25 protein-coding genes are annotated in these 17,092 nt (G+C 66.3%); 23 read left to right on the top strand and 2 right to left on the bottom strand.

Going from position 1 to position 17,092, the window contains the following annotated elements; translation table 11 throughout:
- The first annotated feature begins 206 nt into the window (after positions 1-206).
- The 17 genes from V2S04_RS13760 (at position 207) to V2S04_RS13680 (ending at position 10,639) form a co-directional block, all read left to right on the top strand.
- Positions 207-338: a hypothetical protein gene (locus V2S04_RS13760; RefSeq protein WP_005050812.1), complete on the top strand. Its 132-nt coding sequence runs from the start codon at positions 207-209 to the stop codon at positions 336-338.
- Between the two features lie 340 nt (positions 339-678).
- Positions 679-1,449 carry a hypothetical protein gene (locus V2S04_RS13755; RefSeq protein WP_413639017.1) on the top strand — a complete coding sequence of 257 codons (771 nt, stop codon included), beginning with the start codon at positions 679-681 and terminating at the stop codon, positions 1,447-1,449.
- Positions 1,450-1,460: 11 nt separating this feature from the next.
- The gene (locus V2S04_RS13750; RefSeq protein ID WP_193599315.1) at positions 1,461-1,910 is read left to right on the top strand and encodes a hypothetical protein; all 450 of its coding nucleotides are present in this window, start codon (positions 1,461-1,463) and stop codon (positions 1,908-1,910) included.
- A 20-nt stretch (positions 1,911-1,930) separates the two neighbouring features.
- Entirely contained in the window at positions 1,931-2,140 is a 210-nt protein-coding gene (locus tag V2S04_RS13745) for a hypothetical protein (RefSeq protein ID WP_413639015.1), read from the top strand.
- 54 nt (positions 2,141-2,194) lie between these two features.
- Complete coding sequence (locus tag V2S04_RS13740) at positions 2,195-2,656, top strand: hypothetical protein (RefSeq protein ID WP_005051910.1); 462 nt, start codon at positions 2,195-2,197, stop codon at positions 2,654-2,656.
- A gap of 11 nt (positions 2,657-2,667) precedes the next feature.
- Positions 2,668-3,963 carry a hypothetical protein gene (locus tag V2S04_RS13735; protein ID WP_193599313.1) on the top strand — a complete coding sequence of 432 codons (1,296 nt, stop codon included), beginning with the start codon at positions 2,668-2,670 and terminating at the stop codon, positions 3,961-3,963.
- 22 nt (positions 3,964-3,985) lie between these two features.
- The gene (locus V2S04_RS13730; RefSeq protein WP_005050711.1) at positions 3,986-4,249 is read left to right on the top strand and encodes a hypothetical protein; all 264 of its coding nucleotides are present in this window, start codon (positions 3,986-3,988) and stop codon (positions 4,247-4,249) included.
- Between the two features lie 181 nt (positions 4,250-4,430).
- Positions 4,431-4,871 (top strand): hypothetical protein, encoded by a 441-nt coding sequence (locus V2S04_RS13725; RefSeq protein ID WP_005050713.1) that lies wholly within the window; start codon positions 4,431-4,433, stop codon positions 4,869-4,871.
- Between the two features lie 164 nt (positions 4,872-5,035).
- Positions 5,036-5,335: a hypothetical protein gene (locus V2S04_RS13720; RefSeq protein ID WP_005050714.1), complete on the top strand. Its 300-nt coding sequence runs from the start codon at positions 5,036-5,038 to the stop codon at positions 5,333-5,335.
- 45 nt (positions 5,336-5,380) lie between these two features.
- Positions 5,381-5,602, top strand: coding sequence for a hypothetical protein (locus V2S04_RS13715; RefSeq protein ID WP_005050716.1), 222 nt, complete (start codon positions 5,381-5,383; stop codon positions 5,600-5,602).
- Positions 5,595-6,035: a hypothetical protein gene (locus V2S04_RS13710; RefSeq protein WP_005050717.1), complete on the top strand. Its 441-nt coding sequence runs from the start codon at positions 5,595-5,597 to the stop codon at positions 6,033-6,035. The genes V2S04_RS13715 and V2S04_RS13710 overlap by 8 nt, the downstream gene beginning before the upstream one ends.
- Positions 6,032-6,316 (top strand): hypothetical protein, encoded by a 285-nt coding sequence (locus V2S04_RS13705; protein ID WP_005050718.1) that lies wholly within the window; start codon positions 6,032-6,034, stop codon positions 6,314-6,316. The genes V2S04_RS13710 and V2S04_RS13705 overlap by 4 nt, the downstream gene beginning before the upstream one ends.
- A complete protein-coding gene (locus V2S04_RS13700; RefSeq protein WP_264674921.1) occupies positions 6,313-6,441 on the top strand; it encodes a hypothetical protein in 129 nt (42 codons plus the stop codon). The genes V2S04_RS13705 and V2S04_RS13700 overlap by 4 nt, the downstream gene beginning before the upstream one ends.
- 109 nt (positions 6,442-6,550) lie before the next feature.
- Positions 6,551-7,954, top strand: coding sequence for a hypothetical protein (locus V2S04_RS13695; protein ID WP_005050720.1), 1,404 nt, complete (start codon positions 6,551-6,553; stop codon positions 7,952-7,954).
- 460 nt (positions 7,955-8,414) lie between these two features.
- Positions 8,415-8,594: a LysE family transporter gene (locus V2S04_RS13690; RefSeq protein ID WP_005050722.1), complete on the top strand. Its 180-nt coding sequence runs from the start codon at positions 8,415-8,417 to the stop codon at positions 8,592-8,594.
- 420 nt (positions 8,595-9,014) lie between these two features.
- Entirely contained in the window at positions 9,015-9,728 is a 714-nt protein-coding gene (locus V2S04_RS13685) for an alpha/beta fold hydrolase (RefSeq protein ID WP_005050723.1), read from the top strand.
- Positions 9,725-10,639, top strand: coding sequence for an alpha/beta hydrolase (locus V2S04_RS13680; RefSeq protein WP_005050725.1), 915 nt, complete (start codon positions 9,725-9,727; stop codon positions 10,637-10,639). Before V2S04_RS13685 ends, V2S04_RS13680 begins: the two co-directional genes overlap by 4 nt.
- 51 nt (positions 10,640-10,690) lie before the next feature.
- Here the strand turns inward: V2S04_RS13680 and V2S04_RS13675 are convergent, their stop codons facing one another.
- Positions 10,691-11,419, bottom strand: coding sequence for a class II aldolase/adducin family protein (locus V2S04_RS13675; protein ID WP_005050727.1), 729 nt, complete (start codon positions 11,417-11,419; stop codon positions 10,691-10,693).
- 145 nt (positions 11,420-11,564) lie between these two features.
- Here V2S04_RS13675 and V2S04_RS13670 point away from each other — a divergent pair, with 145 nt between their 5' ends.
- The 6 genes from V2S04_RS13670 to V2S04_RS13645 are packed head-to-tail and all read left to right on the top strand — an operon-like array spanning position 11,565 to position 16,145.
- Positions 11,565-12,959: an aromatic-ring-hydroxylating dioxygenase subunit alpha gene (locus tag V2S04_RS13670; protein ID WP_005050729.1), complete on the top strand. Its 1,395-nt coding sequence runs from the start codon at positions 11,565-11,567 to the stop codon at positions 12,957-12,959.
- Positions 12,956-13,549, top strand: a complete 594-nt coding sequence (locus V2S04_RS13665) for a 3-phenylpropionate/cinnamic acid dioxygenase subunit beta (protein WP_005050730.1) — start codon at positions 12,956-12,958, stop codon at positions 13,547-13,549. Before V2S04_RS13670 ends, V2S04_RS13665 begins: the two co-directional genes overlap by 4 nt.
- On the top strand, positions 13,546-13,860 hold the full coding sequence (locus V2S04_RS13660) for a hypothetical protein (RefSeq protein ID WP_005050731.1): 315 nt from the start codon (positions 13,546-13,548) through the stop codon (positions 13,858-13,860). Before V2S04_RS13665 ends, V2S04_RS13660 begins: the two co-directional genes overlap by 4 nt.
- Before the next feature lie 14 nt (positions 13,861-13,874).
- Positions 13,875-14,069, top strand: a complete 195-nt coding sequence (locus V2S04_RS13655) for a ferredoxin (protein ID WP_005050734.1) — start codon at positions 13,875-13,877, stop codon at positions 14,067-14,069.
- A gap of 1 nt (position 14,070) precedes the next feature.
- Entirely contained in the window at positions 14,071-15,309 is a 1,239-nt protein-coding gene (locus V2S04_RS13650; RefSeq protein ID WP_005050737.1) for an NAD(P)/FAD-dependent oxidoreductase, read from the top strand.
- On the top strand, positions 15,306-16,145 hold the full coding sequence (locus V2S04_RS13645; RefSeq protein ID WP_005050739.1) for an aldo/keto reductase: 840 nt from the start codon (positions 15,306-15,308) through the stop codon (positions 16,143-16,145). The genes V2S04_RS13650 and V2S04_RS13645 overlap by 4 nt, the downstream gene beginning before the upstream one ends.
- A gap of 99 nt (positions 16,146-16,244) precedes the next feature.
- Here the strand turns inward: V2S04_RS13645 and V2S04_RS13640 are convergent, their stop codons facing one another.
- Positions 16,245-17,069 carry an IclR family transcriptional regulator gene (locus V2S04_RS13640; protein WP_413639006.1) on the bottom strand — a complete coding sequence of 275 codons (825 nt, stop codon included), beginning with the start codon at positions 17,067-17,069 and terminating at the stop codon, positions 16,245-16,247.
- Between the last annotated feature and the right edge of the window lie 23 nt (positions 17,070-17,092).

Below are 17,092 nucleotides of genomic sequence, written 5' to 3'. Positions count from 1 at the left end.
GTCTCCCGCCCAGCAGCTATCCCCTTGCTGCAGGAGAGATCACCCGAACCACCCGACCGAAATGTCCATATGGACACCACGTGGACACTTCATCTGCGAAATGGACATTTTAGAAAAATCCCTACAGCGATGTCCCCCAGCGATGTCCGACCCCCTCCCTAAGCTGTGAATGTCACATTCACTAGCCGACGATCCGGGAGGACACCATGGCAACCATCAACCAGCACCCGTCCGGCGTCGCGGACTGGGCCACCATCTGCGCCTGGATCCACGAGAACCGCCCCGACCTTTGGGAAGGGCTCGGCCCCGCCGACGAGGACCGCGCACCCGCGAGCTGATCCAGCAGATGCAGGCCAGATCGCCACTTGACCTCCGGGCAGGAAACACCTACCCTAGTAAATGTCACATTCACTACTAACTGAGTAGAGGGAGAACCCACAGACCCACAACCAGGGGAACCGCGCAACGCCGTTCCCCTCCCAGGGACAGGCGCCACACCGCAGCCTGACGAGCGCTCGCCGCGCTCGCCGCCATGTCCCTCCCGGCGACCCGCCGTCCTCCCAACCAGGTCGCCGCCGCGGGGGCGGCTCCGTGACACAGCCGCCCCCGCCCCTTCCCCTTCATGTCCGCGAAGAGAACGATCCGCGGCCTATACCCACAGACGAACCGGAGGATCCCATGGACAGCATCGACACCACCGCACCGGCCGATTGGCACGACTTCTACGTCGACCCCTTCCCCGGCCGCAAGGGCTCCGAGCGGATCACCGACACCTGCGGCAAGTGCATCGGCACCGGCCTGTACACCGCGCCGACACATTTCACCGATGGCCAGGGGCGCCCGATCTGCTTCGACTGCCGCGGCACCGGCACCCGCAGCCGCCTCGTCAGCAGCGCCCGCGCCACCGCACGAGCCCACGCGAAGGCACACGCCGAGCACGTCGACACAACACGGGCGATCACCGCCCGCCGCGCCGCCTTCGAGGCCGAGCACCCCGGCCTCCGCGACCAGCTCACCGAGGCACACCTGAGCATGCGAGACGGAAACCCGCTGCGCGAGAAGATCGGCTACCTCCTCGACTCCCTCGAGGACTACACCGGCACCCTCGACGACGACGAGGTCCGCACCGCCCACGAGCTGCTCGAGCAGTACGAGCTCGAGCTGGCCGCGCGCCGCCCGGTCCCCACCGGGCGCACCCTCATCCAGGGCGAGATCCTCGCGACCAAGACCACCGACACTCAGTGGGGAATCACCGTCAAGATCCTCGTCCAGGGCGAGGGCTGGCGCGTATGGGGCACCAAGCCCTCCGAGATCTCCACCGCCGCCCGCGGCGACGTCGTCGCGTTCACCGCCACCGTCTCCGCTTCCGACGACGACGACAGCTTCGGCTTCTACTCCCGGCCCACCAAGGCACACATCATCGCCGCCGGCATCCGCCGCACCGCATGAACGAGCGCCTCATGAACAGCCGCACCAGCCTGACCATCTACCCCGCCCACGACGAGAAGTCTCTGCTCCCACCGACGCCGATCCTCGTCGACGAGCACTACTTCGTGCGCGCCGGGCTCGAGCAGCTCCCCGCACGACTCATCGGATTCAGCCCCGCCGGCGCGCTCGCCATCACGGCATGGGTTCACGACGTGTTCCGCACCCCCGAGCTCGCACGCGACCTGTACCCGATCTTCATCATCGCCGGCCACGTCCAGGCGTATCCGATCCCCGCAGCCAGAGTCACCGTGCGCGAGCCATCCGGCGTCGTCCAGGTCGTCATCACAGACCCCCGCGGCAAGCGATACCGCCCGTACCTCGGAGAGGACCGCGACGTCGCCGACCGCATCGCCGCCGCCTGGGGTTCCCACCGCGGCTACTCCGCCACCGTCCAACCGATCACCCCGGCAACAAGCGCCTGACCACGCGAACGGAGATCACCATGCGCTGCCTGATGTGCGAAGAGCCGACCACCATGTACATCCCCTCCGACGACGTCGACGGGATCGGGCTGCACAGCTGCGGCGCGTGCGGCTTCGAGATCGAAGCTCCCCGCGACGAGCCCGTGCGGATGATTCCCGTCAACGAGCGTCGAGAGCGGCCCGTCGACGTGACGACGACGACGGTTGCGAAGACCCTGCAACCTCTCTAGTATCAGTGAATGTCACATTCACTACTTTCTTACTGATCCGAGGAGTGCTCCCCAATGAGCGAAGAGGCAGCGACCGTCACCGAGGAAGTCGTCTACGTCGGCCGCAAGGCCGCGAGTAATGGAAAGCTCGCGCACTGGTATCGGACGCTCGACGACGGTGAGCTCACCAGCAAGGAGCTCGGCTCGTACAAGCCGTACACGTCGGCTCCGGTGGGCGCGATCATCACGATCACCCGCCCCGCCGGCGAGCCGACCGTGCTCTACACGGGCGGACAGTACACGCCACGGATCACCGGCAGATACGCCGACACAGCCGCCACCGACGAGTGGCGCGTGGCCGATCAAGCGGAGGCGCAGCGGGATGCGAATGAGCGGCGCATCAAGCGGGATCTCGACGGTCTGCCCGAGGAGTTCACCACGGCGCTAGACACCGTTGGTGCGCACTTCTCACGGCTCAACGCCCCGCAGCGGGCAGCACTGTTGACCCTGGTCACCGCGAAGCTCCTCCGCTACTGAGGTCGACCGTCATGTCCACCCTCGATCTCCTCGACGACCGCTTCCCGCACGGTACCCCGGACGGGTACCGCCACGGATGCCGCACTGCCGCGTGCCCCGCGCTGATCCCCTGCCGCACCGTCCACACCCGCTACGTGGGCGACTACTCCTTCGCGAAGCTCATCGACGCCGGCACACCGCTCGCCGAGATCCTCGAGCGCGACGAGGCCGCGCGTGCCGAGTCGCGGCAACGGGACAAGATCGCCGCTCGAGAAGAGCGCCGTGCCGCCGTCGAAGCCACACGCCCCCGTCGACCCAAGCCGACCCCCAAACCGAAGCCGGCGCGCGCCAACACACCCAAACCCCCGCGCATGCCGAAGGAGGCGCCGGCGCCGGCGCCGACCGCACGGCCTCGCCCGTCGACGCCGCGGCCGCGCACCCATCCCGGCTACCAGTGGCTCGACAAGGCACGCAGCGACGCCGAGAAGCTCCCCGCAGAGCTCGCCAGCGCGTTCTCAGAGGCACTCGACGGCTACGAAGCGGACCTCGATCGTCACGTCGACGAGCTCGAGCAGTGGCGCAAAGACCACCGAGAGCTGCGCGGCCAGCTGCGCGCCGCGGCCGAGACCCTCAAGACGGCCACCATCGCCGCCGGCACCGGCCTCTCCGTCGGAGGGGTGATCGAGAGAGCGCTGCAGGAGGCAACCCTGCGGCACCAGTCCGCCGTCGACGCCCTCGCAGACCACGATCGCCCTTCCCCACCGGCCAGGCCACGCACACCGCGACTTCGGACCGCGCGTGCTGCCCGAACCTCGCAGCCGAGGCAGCTGCAGCCGCACGGCACCAACGCATGCCGAGCGCGCGGCTGCGACCGCCCCGAGTGCATCGAAGCCGGCCGCGAGTATCACCGGCAGTGGATGGCGAACCGGAAGGCGCAGAGCATCCCGCTCGAGCACCACGGGACCGCCTACGGCTACCAGCTCGGCTGCAAGGACCGCGACCACTGCCCCGCGGAGATCTCGTGCGCCGATGCGTCACTGGCTGAGGAACGGCGCCGACGCCGGGAGGCCGGCATCGCCCCGCAGGCCCCGCGCGTGCCCGCCGAGCCGATCCGACAGCACGTCCGCCAGCTCATGGCATCCGGCATGACCGTCCTCGAGATCGCCGACCAGGCACAGGTGTCCAAGACCGGCGTGAAGATCCTCCTCTACGGCCGCTCAGGCACCCGCAAAGGAGAGCTGCCCCGCGAGATCGAAGCAGAGAAAGCACGACGACTGCTCGCCCTGCAGCCGACTACCGCAGCCACGAAGTTCGCCCGCTCCGCCTGACACCAACATCAGGAAGGCCACCATGAACGACCGCACCACACCTACCACCACCATCACGATCCAAGTGCCCAGCACCGCACCCGAGGACGTGATCTCACGAGTCACCGCGCTCGGCGCGGAGCTCGGCGCCCAAGGCGGAATCGACCAGGTGCTCCTCGAGCTCGTGCGCACCTGTCACGTCTGCGGCTGCACCGACGAGCGAGCATGCTTCGGCGGCTGCTGGTGGGTCAACGACGACGGCACCCCCGACCTCTGCTCGAGCTGCGAGGACAGGCCCCACCAATGACACAGGAAAGCACCGCCCGAACCTGCCTTGCCACCGCCACAGGGCAACGCGGCTACTGCGGACGCAAGACGTCATCGGCAGCCACCACGATCGCCGACGTGACCTGCAAAGACTGCGGCGCAGCCGTGCGTGCAGACCAGCAAGCCGGCATCCTCACCCCCGAGCTGACCGCGGCGATCGCATGCTGACCGCCAGCTGGTCATCATGGACTCCCGGACGCCCAGGAGGCGCGCTGCGCGGCGTCATCGACGACGTCGCCGACAAAGACACCCACCAGTCCGGCGAACGAGTGTGGCGCTGCGCCCACCATCACACCACCGAGGCCGACGCCACGCGATGCGCCACCACCGAGCTCAAGCGCCGCCAGAACGCCCGGCCGCTGAACTGGTCCCAACGAGTCACCATGCGGATGATCGCCGATGGCCGATCACTCTCCGGCGGCGCCAGCTACCTCGACACGACAGGCCTGGGGATCCCCGGCGGCACCATCCAGTCCCTCCGCAGGCGAGGACTGATCGAACGCTACTCGTGGGTCGAACCCGGCTGGGTGCTCACGAAAGTCGGCGTCGACGCCATCAACAGCGGCGCGTGCGACGAACCCGACAGCGGCCCCGACGACTGACCGCACCGACCTCCACAACCCGGATGTCCGCGAACACCCCCAACATCGGCCTATACCCAGCAAGAAGGGCCTGCAGCAACACCATGCACGGGGGTTCCCCCACCGGGCATGCAGGCGTATAGTCAGTGAATGTCACATTCACTGTTCGATTGAGGAGAAACGCCATGACCATCACCCAGACCGCCGCCCCCACGGGCACCGCGGTCACCATCACAGGAACCATCCGCACCCCGCTCACCCTCGTCCGCCGCCTCCCCGACCGCCGAGCACGAGTAGGGTTCCGCGTCGACACCGACGCCGGCCCCTACAACGTCCACGCCAACGGCGCCCTCGCCGAGCTGCTCCGACTGACAACGCACCGCGGGGACCGCGTCACCGTCCACGCCCCCGCCGCCACGTTCAGCCACCCTGACCAGACCATCCCCGACCTCGAAGCCGACAGCGTCGAACTCGACCTCCACTGACCCGCGACGAAGATGGACACCACCGACGCACTACCAGGGAGCACCATGACCCGCATCTTCCACGTCAACGGCAAGCCCGTCGACGTCACCGACGCCGCGGCCGTCCAGGCACTCACCCCGGACGAGTACGCCGACCTGCTCACGCAGACCCTCAACGACACCGACGCGAACGACACCGAGATCATCGGACTGCGCCAGGACCAGCCGCCCACCGGCACAGGGTTCATCATCATGAATCCGCCCACAGAGGAGGCCGAGCATGCCTAACCCCGCCCCCACCACGACCGGCACCGACAGCTCCCTCCTTACCCCCATCCAGCGCCAACGCGCACTCACCCTCTCCGACGCACTCTGGCGCCTCCGCACCGGCCAGCACGACGCCGGCGACGACATCACCCTGACCATCCCCGCACCCGCCATCGAAGGCATCGAGAAGATCCTGTTCGCCCTCGCCGAAGGGGATCTGCGGTTCGCGTCCGTGCGGGCCGGTCAGCTGATGGATGGTGTCAGCGCGGCGCTGCGCGATCGCGCAGTGGGGGAGCAGTGGCGGGCGGCGTTCGATCACGCCCGCCAGGACGGACACAACGAGGCCGAGGCGCGTGAGTTCGCCGACGAGTACGCCGCCTACGTGGAGGACCGGCAGTACGAGCTGCGCGACCCCGACCTGCCGATCCCCTCACCGAGCGAGTACACCCGATGACCGGGGCTGCGCCGTCGTCCGTCACTCTGGATGTGCGCGCGACGATCGTGCGAATAATCCAGCAGCACACCGACGAGCCTGACGAAGAGGCAGGTTTCATCGCCGACGACATCATGGACGCGCTGAACCTGGGCAGTGAGCTCACGGTCGCCGTCCCGAGGCCGCGGCGCCGCGGCGAGCATGAGTGGCCGTGCGCGCTGTTCTACACCGGCAATTGGAAAGGCCAGCAGCCACGCGCCCGATGCAGCTGCCCGCCGGTAGCGGATGGGTCCGTGTCATGAAGGATCCACGCCAGCTCTCGCAGGCCGAGCTCGACGAGTACCTCGACCAGCTCATCAATGAGGGGAACGATGACAGCCCCGAGTTCCACCGCGCGTACCAGGTCTGGGAGGAGCTCAACGGCTGACCCAGACCTCGACCGCACTCCTCGGGGCCCCGCTCACCGGCGGGGCCCGATTTCTGTCCGCGAACACCCCCAACACCGGCCTATACCCAGCAGACGAACGGGAGAGGCCATGTGCGACGACATCGACCACGGAGGGCGACGGTGCCCGTCGTCGACAGCCGCAGGGCAGCGGCGTCGGCGTGCGGAGAAGCGTGAGCAGAACGCCGAGAAGCAGCTCGAGGCCTTCATCGGGGCAACCCCGTTCCGGCCGGTCTCTGGCGAGCTGATGCGAATGAGCTCCCGCCCCAGCTACTACGACACCGACGAGTGGATCGAGTACGAAGACACCCTCCGCGCCGCCGCGGAACGCCACGGCATCGAGATCTCGGAACTGCAGCACGCAGACGGGCTCTGGGAAGGCGCATCTGAACCAGCCGGCGCCTACATCGTCCGTGCGGACAGCTTCGAGCAGGTCACCGACTGGGCGGGAGAGCTCGCAGGACGGTATGAGCAGGACAGCATCATGGCCGGGTACTTCGACCCGGACGGACCTGACCGGGTTTACAGCTTCGCCGCCGACACCGGCTCGCAGCTGCAAGTCCAGGAGACTCTCGACATCCTCCGCGCCGCCGGCGCACCAGGTGGCAGGCTCTACGACGGCAAGCTCGAGATCGCCGAACCCGCCGAGTACCCGCTGCCGGCATCCGCCGTGAACGCGATCGCCGCACGTCTCGGCACGTCGCCCACCTTCGCTCGAGCGCACGTCGCGTTCGTGCCAGGCACCGACAGCTACCAGCGCCACCAGCCCATCAAGGAGATCCAATCGCTCAGAGAGCGATACGCCGACGCGCACGGGTTCCCGCAACGCAAACCCATCCCCCGGCTGACCGAGCTCGACGACATCGCTGCAGCGCGAGCCTACGCGGCCGCAGCGCACGAACCCACCCACCCACAGGTCGCCCGGTCTTACCGAAGCCTGCGCCAGCACATCGGCGCGCAGTGGGACATGCTCACGGAAGCCGGCTACACCTTCGAGCCCTGGCACGGAGAGGCCGAGCAGCCCTATGCCGACTCCGCCGCGATGCTCGACGATCTGCGACAGAACAAGCATCTGTTCTACTTCCGCACCGAGGTCTCGCAGCACACCGAAGGCGCTCTACCGCCGGACCACCCGATGGCACGCACCGTGACCGTCACCCTCCCCTCGGGAGAGCGCGCGCCGATGCTCGCCAACGACGTGTTCCGCGCTGTCCACGACGCAATCGCCCACAGTGAAGGGCACCAATTCGGCCCCTACGGGGAGAAGCGCGCCTGGTGGACGCACCGGGCATGTCTCCCCCGCGAAGCGCGACTCGCGCTGTGGTGCGAGACGCGCGCACAGAACTGCTGGACCAACGCTGGCCCACACATGACTGCTGAGACCGAGCCCGGACACCCGCGCCTCCTCCGCCGAGGAGAAGAGGGCTGGATCCCGTTGAGTGACCGTCCCTACGCGCAGCAGAAGTGCTGCCGCGTGGACACCGCGCTCCTCTAGCGCGTCAGAGACCTCGGGCGATCTCGTGCGCCAGCGCCGAGGGGAACACCTCATAGTCGTCTGTACCGACCGCGAGGATCCTCACGGTCGCATCCTCCTCGAGGAAAGCGGCATTGTAGGTTCCCGCTCGAGATGGCATGAACCCCTCGCGATTCCACGGTAGTTGGCAACGGTTTCAGGGCCAGGATTCCACGCGAAATGGCATTTTCCTACAGTTGGTCCGACTCAACTCAGATGCCCGCTTGCGGCAGGCAGATCGACCTAGAGTGTGTTAACGAGTGAGCAGCCGCGCCGTTCAGAGGCGAGGGCGATCGCCGACGGGGCGGCTCACTCTTCTCCTCATCCCGGTGTTGCTCAGCGCGACCGGCGTCCTCGATCTCCGCATTCCTTGGCCGTGGCTCCATGGCGAGTCCGCGGGGGATCGTCCGGTCGAGCACTCACCCCTGAGAGCCCTGTCAAGGTGAGCTGGACCGGGACAGCCGCTGGAGTGCTCTATCTCGCGTGGCTGGCGTCCGCAACCCTGCGCCCCGGCGGCAACGGGCTATTCGAGACACAATCCCACGCGCGCGACTCCCGGTCGAAGCTGTTCCGGATGGGGCTCGTCACCAACCTGCTCAACCCCAAGGCCGCTGTCATGTAACTCGCGATCATCCCGCAGTTCATAGATCACGGGCAGGGAAACACGACCGCTCAGGGATTCGTTCTCGGCGGAGTTCAGATCATCGTCAGGATGATCGTCAACTCCCTCATCGTGCTGGGCGCCGGCACAATCTCCGGATTCGTGTCGACGCGACTCACATGGATCCGGCACCCCGCTCGGCGCAGTGGCGGTCACGCTGGCCAGAGAGGTCCCGCAATGCATCTCGCCCCTGAACCGGGCGATCATGCTGCAGGACCTCCGTGAGACGCCGCTCAGATAGACCGTCCTCCGGAAGCTCGACGAGTACGAATGACCCTTTCTGAAGGGATTGAACAGGACTGTTGTTCTGCACAGATTCTGCTAGGTAGAGTGGGATTCCATCCGACGGAACCCGCCGTCGGTGAACAAAGGAGTTCCAGAATGCGCATCGTCTTGGTTCATGGAGGTTGGCAGGGTGGTTGGGCGTGGGACGGCGTTGTCGCTGAGCTCACGAAGGCAGGCCACGAGGTATGGGCCCCAACCTTGCAGGGTCACGGTGACAACGACGACCGTGCAGGTGTCACGCTCTCGACCATGGCGGACAATCTCATCGGCCGGATCGCCGACAAGGGGTGGGACCGGTTCGTCGTAGTCGGCCACAGTGGCGGCGGCCCGCTCATCCAACTCGTAGCTGAGGCGATGCCGGAGCAGGTGGAGCAGGCGATCTTCATCGACGCGTGGGTACTCGCCGACGGCGAGTCGATCAATGCGATCCTCCCCGCCGAGTTGGCGAATTTCGCCCGTGGCACAGCCGCGTCCTCGCCCGACCAGAGCGTGCCGATCCCGCCGCAGCTATTCATGACGGCTTTCTTGCAGGACGGATCGGAGGAGCTTCACGCGCAGGTCGAGCCTCGTCTGGTGCCGTCGCCTGGCGGTTGGCTCGACGAGCCGATCCGTCTTCGGACGGCCGGCACCGGTGACGTGCCGAGCGGCTACATCTTCCTGCAAGAGGATCGGGCTGTGCCGCAGGAGTTGTACCGCGCATCAGCAGACCGGCTCACGAACCCGACGACCGCGAGCTCGCCGGGGAGCCATCAGGCCATGTTGACGCGCCCGGTGGAGCTGGCAGCAGCCATCGTCTCCGTTATGTCGTGACGACGTTTCGCTCTTTCGCGACTTCCGCTGGGACCGTCGCTTACGCCGAATGGCTGCCCGGCGGCCCCGCCCGTGCGACGGTGCTGCTCGTTCACGGCGGGGGGGTGGGCCCCGGTGGCTGGAGTCGAGCGATCGGCGGGCGACCCGGGTGGGCACCCCGTCTCGCCGAAGCCGGATACCGCGCGGTCGTGATGACGTGGCCTGGGTTGTCGGCTGGCGGCGCATGGGACCCCGACACGCGGCTGGATGGGGCGGCGGTCGCCGGCGCGATCGTCGAGCTAATCGCTGCGCTCGGCGGCCCGGTCGTCCTCGTGGTCCACTCCATGTCCGCCGCTTTCGGCTATCGGGTCGCTTTCCACCATCGGGATTCACTGATCGCCCTAGTCGCGCTGGCACCCGCTCCCCCCGGGGACATCCAGCCCGAGCCCGCCGTGCTGGAAGAGGACGCCGATCACATCGTCGTCCAGGGACGCCCGCTCACCTGGAGGCTTCCCCGTCGCGGCTGGTGGCATCCCGGACCAGAGTTCATCGAGGCGAAGCTGGTCGGTGCAAGCGAGCAGTTCCCACCCGGTCACCTGGACGAGCTCCGTTCGCAGCTGGTGCCAATCCCAGCCGGGCTCCTCCTCGAGCGGCAGAACGTCCGCGGTGCGCAGGTCCATATCGGCGACAGGGAGTTGGACGGCCTACCGACCCTCGTGATGGTCGGTACCCACGACACCGATCATCCGATCGAGTCGGACCGCGCGACTGCTGACTGGCTCGCCGAGCGAGGCGGCGATGTCAGGTTCGTCGCGTTGACGGCAGCGAACGTGGCTGGCAACGGCCACATGCTGATGCAGGAGTCGAACAGCGATGCGGTACTCACCCTGGTGACGGAGTGGCTCGGTCCAAATGTGCGCCTGCGGCGGTGAGGATGGTGCAGTTGATCGCGACCCGGGCTCCGGACATCTGTGATGGCCCGACTACAGCAGGAGCCGTTGCTCAGCAAGTTCCTGCAGCAGGAATCGCCAGAGATGCCCGTCGTTGAATGCGTCACCCAGGTCGGGCAGGTCGGCGAGATCGTCGTCATCGATCGGCATAGGCTCGGCCCCTGCCTGCAGAACGGCGAGGTGCACGCGAGCCAGGCTGTCGACATTGATCGCGCGGATGACGGCCTGCGGGACGCTCTCGCCGACGGCCGTGAGGCCGTGACCGCGCAGGATGCCGACCGGCCGCGTGCCGAAATCGTCCGCCATGGCCGTCGCGCGTGCGTGGTTGCGGATCAGCGCAGACGAGGGGTGCGCGGGGATGCCGCCGCGCGCCATCCGCATAGCGGGGATGTTGAAGGCACCGACAATCGGTAGCAACGTCCGTCCGGTCAGCGAGAACGCGACGACAGCCGGCGGATGCGCGTGGACGACGGATCGAGCCGCAGGATTGCGGCGCAGCAGCTCAAGATGCAGAGACAGCTCGTTCGGCGCCCGGTACCCGCCGGCGAGCTCGAACGATCCCTCAAGGGGCACGGCGAGGATGTCGTCGGCGGTGGTGAACCGCAGCCCCCGCTCCTGCGGTCCGCGGGCTCGGATGAGGACGGTGTCGTCGTCGACCCGCAGGCTGACGTGCCCGAGGATGTCGTCCACGAGCCCCCGGACCGCGAGCACGCGGCAAGCATTGGCGACGAGCATGCGTTCGTCGACGTAGTCGTTCATCATCCACTTCTCCTTCGAGGCGTGATCTCCGATTGCGAATTCCTGGAAAATCTAGCAGAATCAGATTCTGTCTTAAAGAAAACCGGTCTCGACCGACATCATCTTCAAGGCGCGGAATAGGACTCTGACATCAGGAAGCAGCGACCCAATGGCGAGCAAGACGACGATCTTCGAGGACGTGCGGCGCGGCATGATCCCGGCGCACATCTATAACGACGAGGAGATCTTCGAGCAGGAGAAGAGCAAGCTCTTCAGCCGCGCGTGGATTTTCGTCGGACATGAATCCGAGATCCCTCAGCCCGGTGACTACGTGGTGCGGCATGTGCTCGACGACTCGTTTATCGTCGTGCGCGATGAGAGTGGTGAGATTCGGGCGCACTTCAACATGTGCCTGCACCGCGGGATGCAGGTGTGCCGCGCCGAGGTCGGCAACGCCTCCCACTTCCGTTGCCCCTACCACGGGTGGTCATACCGCAACGACGGCCGGATTATGGGCCTCCCGTTCCACGAGGAGGCCTACGGGGGTGAGGCAGGGTTCAACAAGAAGGGTGCACGACTGCTCCCGGCGCCGAACCTGGACACATACAACGGTCTGATCTTCATCAGCATGGACCCGAACGCGCCGACCCTGCGGGAATACATCGGCGACTTCGCGTTCTACCTCGACTACTACACCGGGCAGAGCGCCAAGGGCATCGAGCTGCGTGGCCCGCAGCGGTGGCGCGTCAACGCGAACTGGAAGATCGGCGCCGAGAACTTCGCCGGCGACATGTATCACACGCCCCAGACCCACACCTCGGTCGTCGAGATCGGGTTGTTCCGTGAGCCGAAGGCGGAGAAGCGCAAGGACGGCAACACGTACTGGGCCGGCAACGGCGGCGGCACGACCTACAAGCTCCCGCCGGGCAGCCTCGAGGAGCGGCTGCGCTACGTCGGATATCCCGACGCGATGATCGAGCGGATGAAGGAGCAATGGTCGCCTGAGCAGCTCGATGTGATTGGCCGTGACGGGTTTATGATCTCAGCGGCATCGCTCTTCCCGAACATGAGTTTCGTGCACAACTGGCCGAAGGTGGAGGACGGGGACGACGTGCTGCCCTTCATCTCGATCCGTTCGTGGCAGCCCATTAGCGAGAACGAGACGGAGGTCTACTCCTGGTTCGCGGTCGATGCCGAGGCGCCGGAGGAGTTCAAGGAGCTCTCGTACAAGGCCTACCTTATGTGCTTCGGTAGCACGGGAATGTTCGAGCAGGACGATGTCGAGAACTGGGTCTCGCTGACCACGACTGCCAAGGGTTCGATGGCTCGACGGCTCCTGCTCAACAGTCGGATGGGGACTCTCAAAGACGACACTCCGGTCGTCGCTGCGCTGACGCCTGAACAGTTCGCCGGTCCAGGCGTCGCGCACGTTGGTTACGGCGAGTACAACCAGCGTCATCTGCTCGATCGCTGGGCCGACTACCTCGACACCGATGACGAAGTCGAGGTGCAGGTCGCGAGCATCGGTACAGGCATCACCAACAACGGGGAGGCACCCGCATGATGAACACCGAGACCGGTGTCCAGATATCCGAGCAATCGCCTCTCGGCGCCCACGCCACGCGCGCCGATCGAGTCGGGCGGTCCCTACTGTTCTCCGACGAACTGCATCTCGAGGCGCATCGTTGGTTGATTGAAGAGGCTTACACCCTCGACGAGCAACGGTACGAGCACTGGCTTGAGACGCTTACAGAGGATATTCACTACATCATGCCGGTGCGTCAGACGACGGCTCTCGGGTCTTCCTTCACGACGGCGAGGGGGATGTCGCACTGGGACGAGAATAAGTACTCGCTCAGCCGCCGGGTCGCGCGATTCCTGACTGAACACGCTTGGACGGAGGACCCTCCCTCACGCCTGCGTCACTACGTGACGAACGTGCGCGTGTTCCTGTCCTCGGTCGAGGACGAGCTCATCGTCGACTCCGCCGTCCTGCTGTTCCGCAGCCGGGGAGACGTCAACGAGCCGTCAATCATCTCCGCTCACCGCGAGGACGTATTGCGTCGCGTCGGTGACGACCTGCAGTTGGCACGTCGGGTGATCATGGTGGACGAGTCGGTGCTCCGCACCCAGAACCTGGCGATCTTCCTGTGAGCGGCCTCGACTGGGAGGGTGCCGACGTCGATCGTGATGCCGCGGCGGCTGCGGCGGCGGAGCGCGAGCGTCTTATTGCCCGCACCGTCGGAGAGCCGCTCGTCATCGCCAACGAGTTTTCGGAGATCGAAGTGCGCCGCGTGGAAACTCACAACGGCACGAGGCTACTGATCGACGCCCCGAAAACTGGCCAGTGGATCGCGATCGACCCCATGGAACTCGAGGCCCTGACCTGGCAGACCACGCAGACGTTCTCCGAGATGATCGCGCGGCCTGACCAGCCGATGTTTCCCGAAATGCGACCGCAGTAGAAAAGGAGAGACCGATGGCACGGATCATCGCCGACCGCAGCGCCTGCCAGGGCTACGCCAATTGCGTTGTCGCCGCGGGCGACTACTTCGACCTAGATGACGACGCCCTAGTGATCGTTCTGCGCGAGGACCTGCCCGACAGTGACCGCAAGCGAGTAGAGGAGGCGGCGCGCAGCTGCCCCGTCTCCGCCTTGGTTGTGGAGGACTGACGTGTCGCGGGTCGTCATCGTCGGCGCCTCTGTTGGTGGGCTCAAGACCGCCCAAGCCCTTCGAAGCGAGGGATTCGAGGGCGAGATCGTCCTGATTGACCAGGAACGCCATCCCACCTACGACAAACCTCCGCTCTCGAAGAAGTACCTCACCGGTGAGACGGCGCGACACGAGATCGAGCTTCTCTCCGAGCACGAGACGCGGGGGATCGGAGCCATCTCAATCTTCGGCACGCCCGCGGCATCCCTCAACCTCGAAGGCCAGGTTGTGACGCTCGAGGACGGTACAGCCGTCTCATACGACACACTCGTGATCGCCACCGGGTCACGCGCCCGTCGCTCTCCGTGGGGTGAAGGTGAGCATATTCACTTGCTGCGTACCAGCGGCGATGCCGAGCGCTTGCGGGATGAGCTGGCCACAGCGCGGCACCTTGTGGTCATCGGCGCAGGCTTCATCGGGGGGGAGGCTGCCGCAACGGCGATCACGGCGGGCGTACGGGTCAGCATGGTTGACCCGTTCCCGGCGCCGATGTCGCGGGTGCTCAATGCCGAAGTCGGCCAGATCTTCAGCCGCAAGTATGCCCAGGAGGGCGTCGAGGAGTACTTCGGAAGGACAGTCGAAGGCGTCGAACAGACGGCAGACGGGGTGCGCGTGGTGCTCGATGGCGGCGAGATCATCGAGGCCGATGCAGCTCTCGTCGGTATCGGAGCTGTGGTCAACACAGAGTGGCTCGAGGGTTCCGGCATCGAACTCGACAACGGGGTGACCTGCGACTCTGGGCTGCGGGCCATCGGGCATCCTGAGATCTTTGCCGTCGGCGATATCGCACGTTGGGCGAGTGCGTCGCGCAACGTCTCGCTGCGCCTCGAACATTGGACCAATGCCGTTGATCAGGCTCGCGTCGTCGCACACAACATCGTCCACCCTGATGATTGCGAGGACTACGACACGACCGAGTATGTCTGGAGCGACCAGTACGACTGGAAGATCCAGATCGTCGGGCATACCGGATCTGATCACTGGACGATGGTGGGCGACCCTGCGCAGGACCGCTTCGCCGTCGTGTACGGCGAGAGCCAAGGGCAGGCCGAAGGTGCCGTCATCGTGAACTGGCCGCGTGCCCTCGTCGACGCCCGCCGCTCGGTCGCCTCGCGAGCGAAGGCGGACGAGCTGATACATCGGCTGCGCGCCCTCCTCGAGCCCTCGAGCACGGCTCCGGCGAAGGCGGCCGCCCGATGAGAGCTGACGACACCACCCTCCCCCTCCTGCACGGTCACCGCATCCCGCGAATCGGGGTGGGCACGTGGCCACTCACGGGAGACGAGTGCGCAACGATGGTCGAGAAGGCGGTCGGCTACGGTTACCGCCTGTTCGATACGGCGTACAAGTACGCGAATGAGGAGGCCGTCGGTGCCGGTCTGCGTGCATCGGGCATCCCTCGTGACGAGGTCTTCATCACGAGCAAGTTCAACAAGGAGGACCACAGCGTCGAGGGAGTGCAGCGCGCGTACGACCGATCGCTGAAGACCCTTCGCGTCGACTACCTCGATCTGTTCCTGATCCATTGGCCGGTTCCGGCCCTCGACCGATACGTCGAAGCGTGGAAGGGTCTGGTGAGACTGCTCGAAGAGGGACGAGTGAAGGCGATCGGCGTCTCCAACTTCAAGTCTCACCACCTTCAGCGCGTCGTCGACGCGACCGGTGTCGTCCCCGACGTCGATCAGATCCAGCTCAGCGTCGACATCGCCCGTGTCGAACAGCGCAGCTTCCAGCGCGCTCACGGCATCCTGACCGAGGCGTGGAGCCCGCTCGGACGCGGAGGAGCCCTGCTGTCCGATCCCGCGGTGACCGCGATCGCGTCGAAGTATGACAAGTCGCCCGCACAGGTCCTACTGCGCTGGCACATCGAGGAAGGGATCGTTCCCGTCCCGCGCGCCGGCGATGAGAAGCATCTCGCGCAGAACATCGACGTCTTCGATTTCACGCTCAGCTCGGAGGATATGGCGACGCTGAGTGGGCTGGATCAAGGCGAAGAAGCCGCCCGCGACCCGGACGATCCGGCCAACGGGCACTGAGGCCCACGGCGGCGGGTCGGTCGCTCCCGCAGCCACGCTCATCAGCGGCGTGTTCGCGTGCGCAGCGCATCCATGGGCGCTACGACGACCCGGGCCGGTTCACCCCAACAGTTCGGCGAGGCGGATCGCGGCGTCCTGCAGTGACCGCGCTAGGGACTTGACCTTGCCCGGCGGTAACCGCTGCACGGGCGCGGAGGCGTTGATCGCCAGTCGCAGTCCCGACGAGACGTGGACCGGGACCGCGACGCTCGCCACGCCGTCCTCGCTTTCCTGCCGATTCACGGCATAACCGTCCAGTCGTGTCCGAACCAGTTCGGCGACGAGTTCGTCTCGGGAACGTATGGAGTTCGGTGTGACGATCTCGAGCTGCTCGTCCGGGTACAGCCGGAAGAGCTGCTCGTCGCTCAGCTCGGCAAGCAGCGCCTTGCCGGTCGAGGTGCAATGCGCCGGCAGGGTCTTGCCCAGTCTCGAAACCACGCGCACGGCCACATCGGGCTCGGCAACGGCGAGGAATCGGACATGGTTGCCCTCGAGCGTGCCCAGGTGGCAGGTCTCACCGAGGGCGGCGCTGAGGTCCTCGAGGATCGGCTGCGCCAGTCTCGGGACATCCATCCTGCGCAGCACCGAGAAGGCCACCGTCGTCAGCGCCGGGCCAGGGCCGTAAGCCTTGGTCACCGGGTTCTGCCGCACGAAGCCGCGCCATGCCAGCATCGCGAGAAGTCGGTGCGCGGTCGAGGTCGCCACCCCGAGGAGGGCAGCGGCGTCCGTGAGCCGCAGCTCGTGCTCCTCACCCAGCAGCAGGATCAGCTTCAGCGCGTTGTCGACCGACTCGATCGGATACTGGGGTGGATCGCCCGGCGACCCGAGCTGTCGATTCTGCACGGCAGAAAGCTTACTTGCAACGTGGGCGCGCTCCTCCTGCACCGCGCGCTCCGATGCCGACCCGA

The organism is Microbacterium sp. OR21, assembly GCF_047306785.1.
GTDB lineage: Bacteria > Actinomycetota > Actinomycetes > Actinomycetales > Microbacteriaceae > Microbacterium > Microbacterium esteraromaticum_E.
The sequence above is the reverse complement of the archived record's forward strand: the minus strand, read 5'-3'. Positions and strand labels throughout refer to the sequence as shown.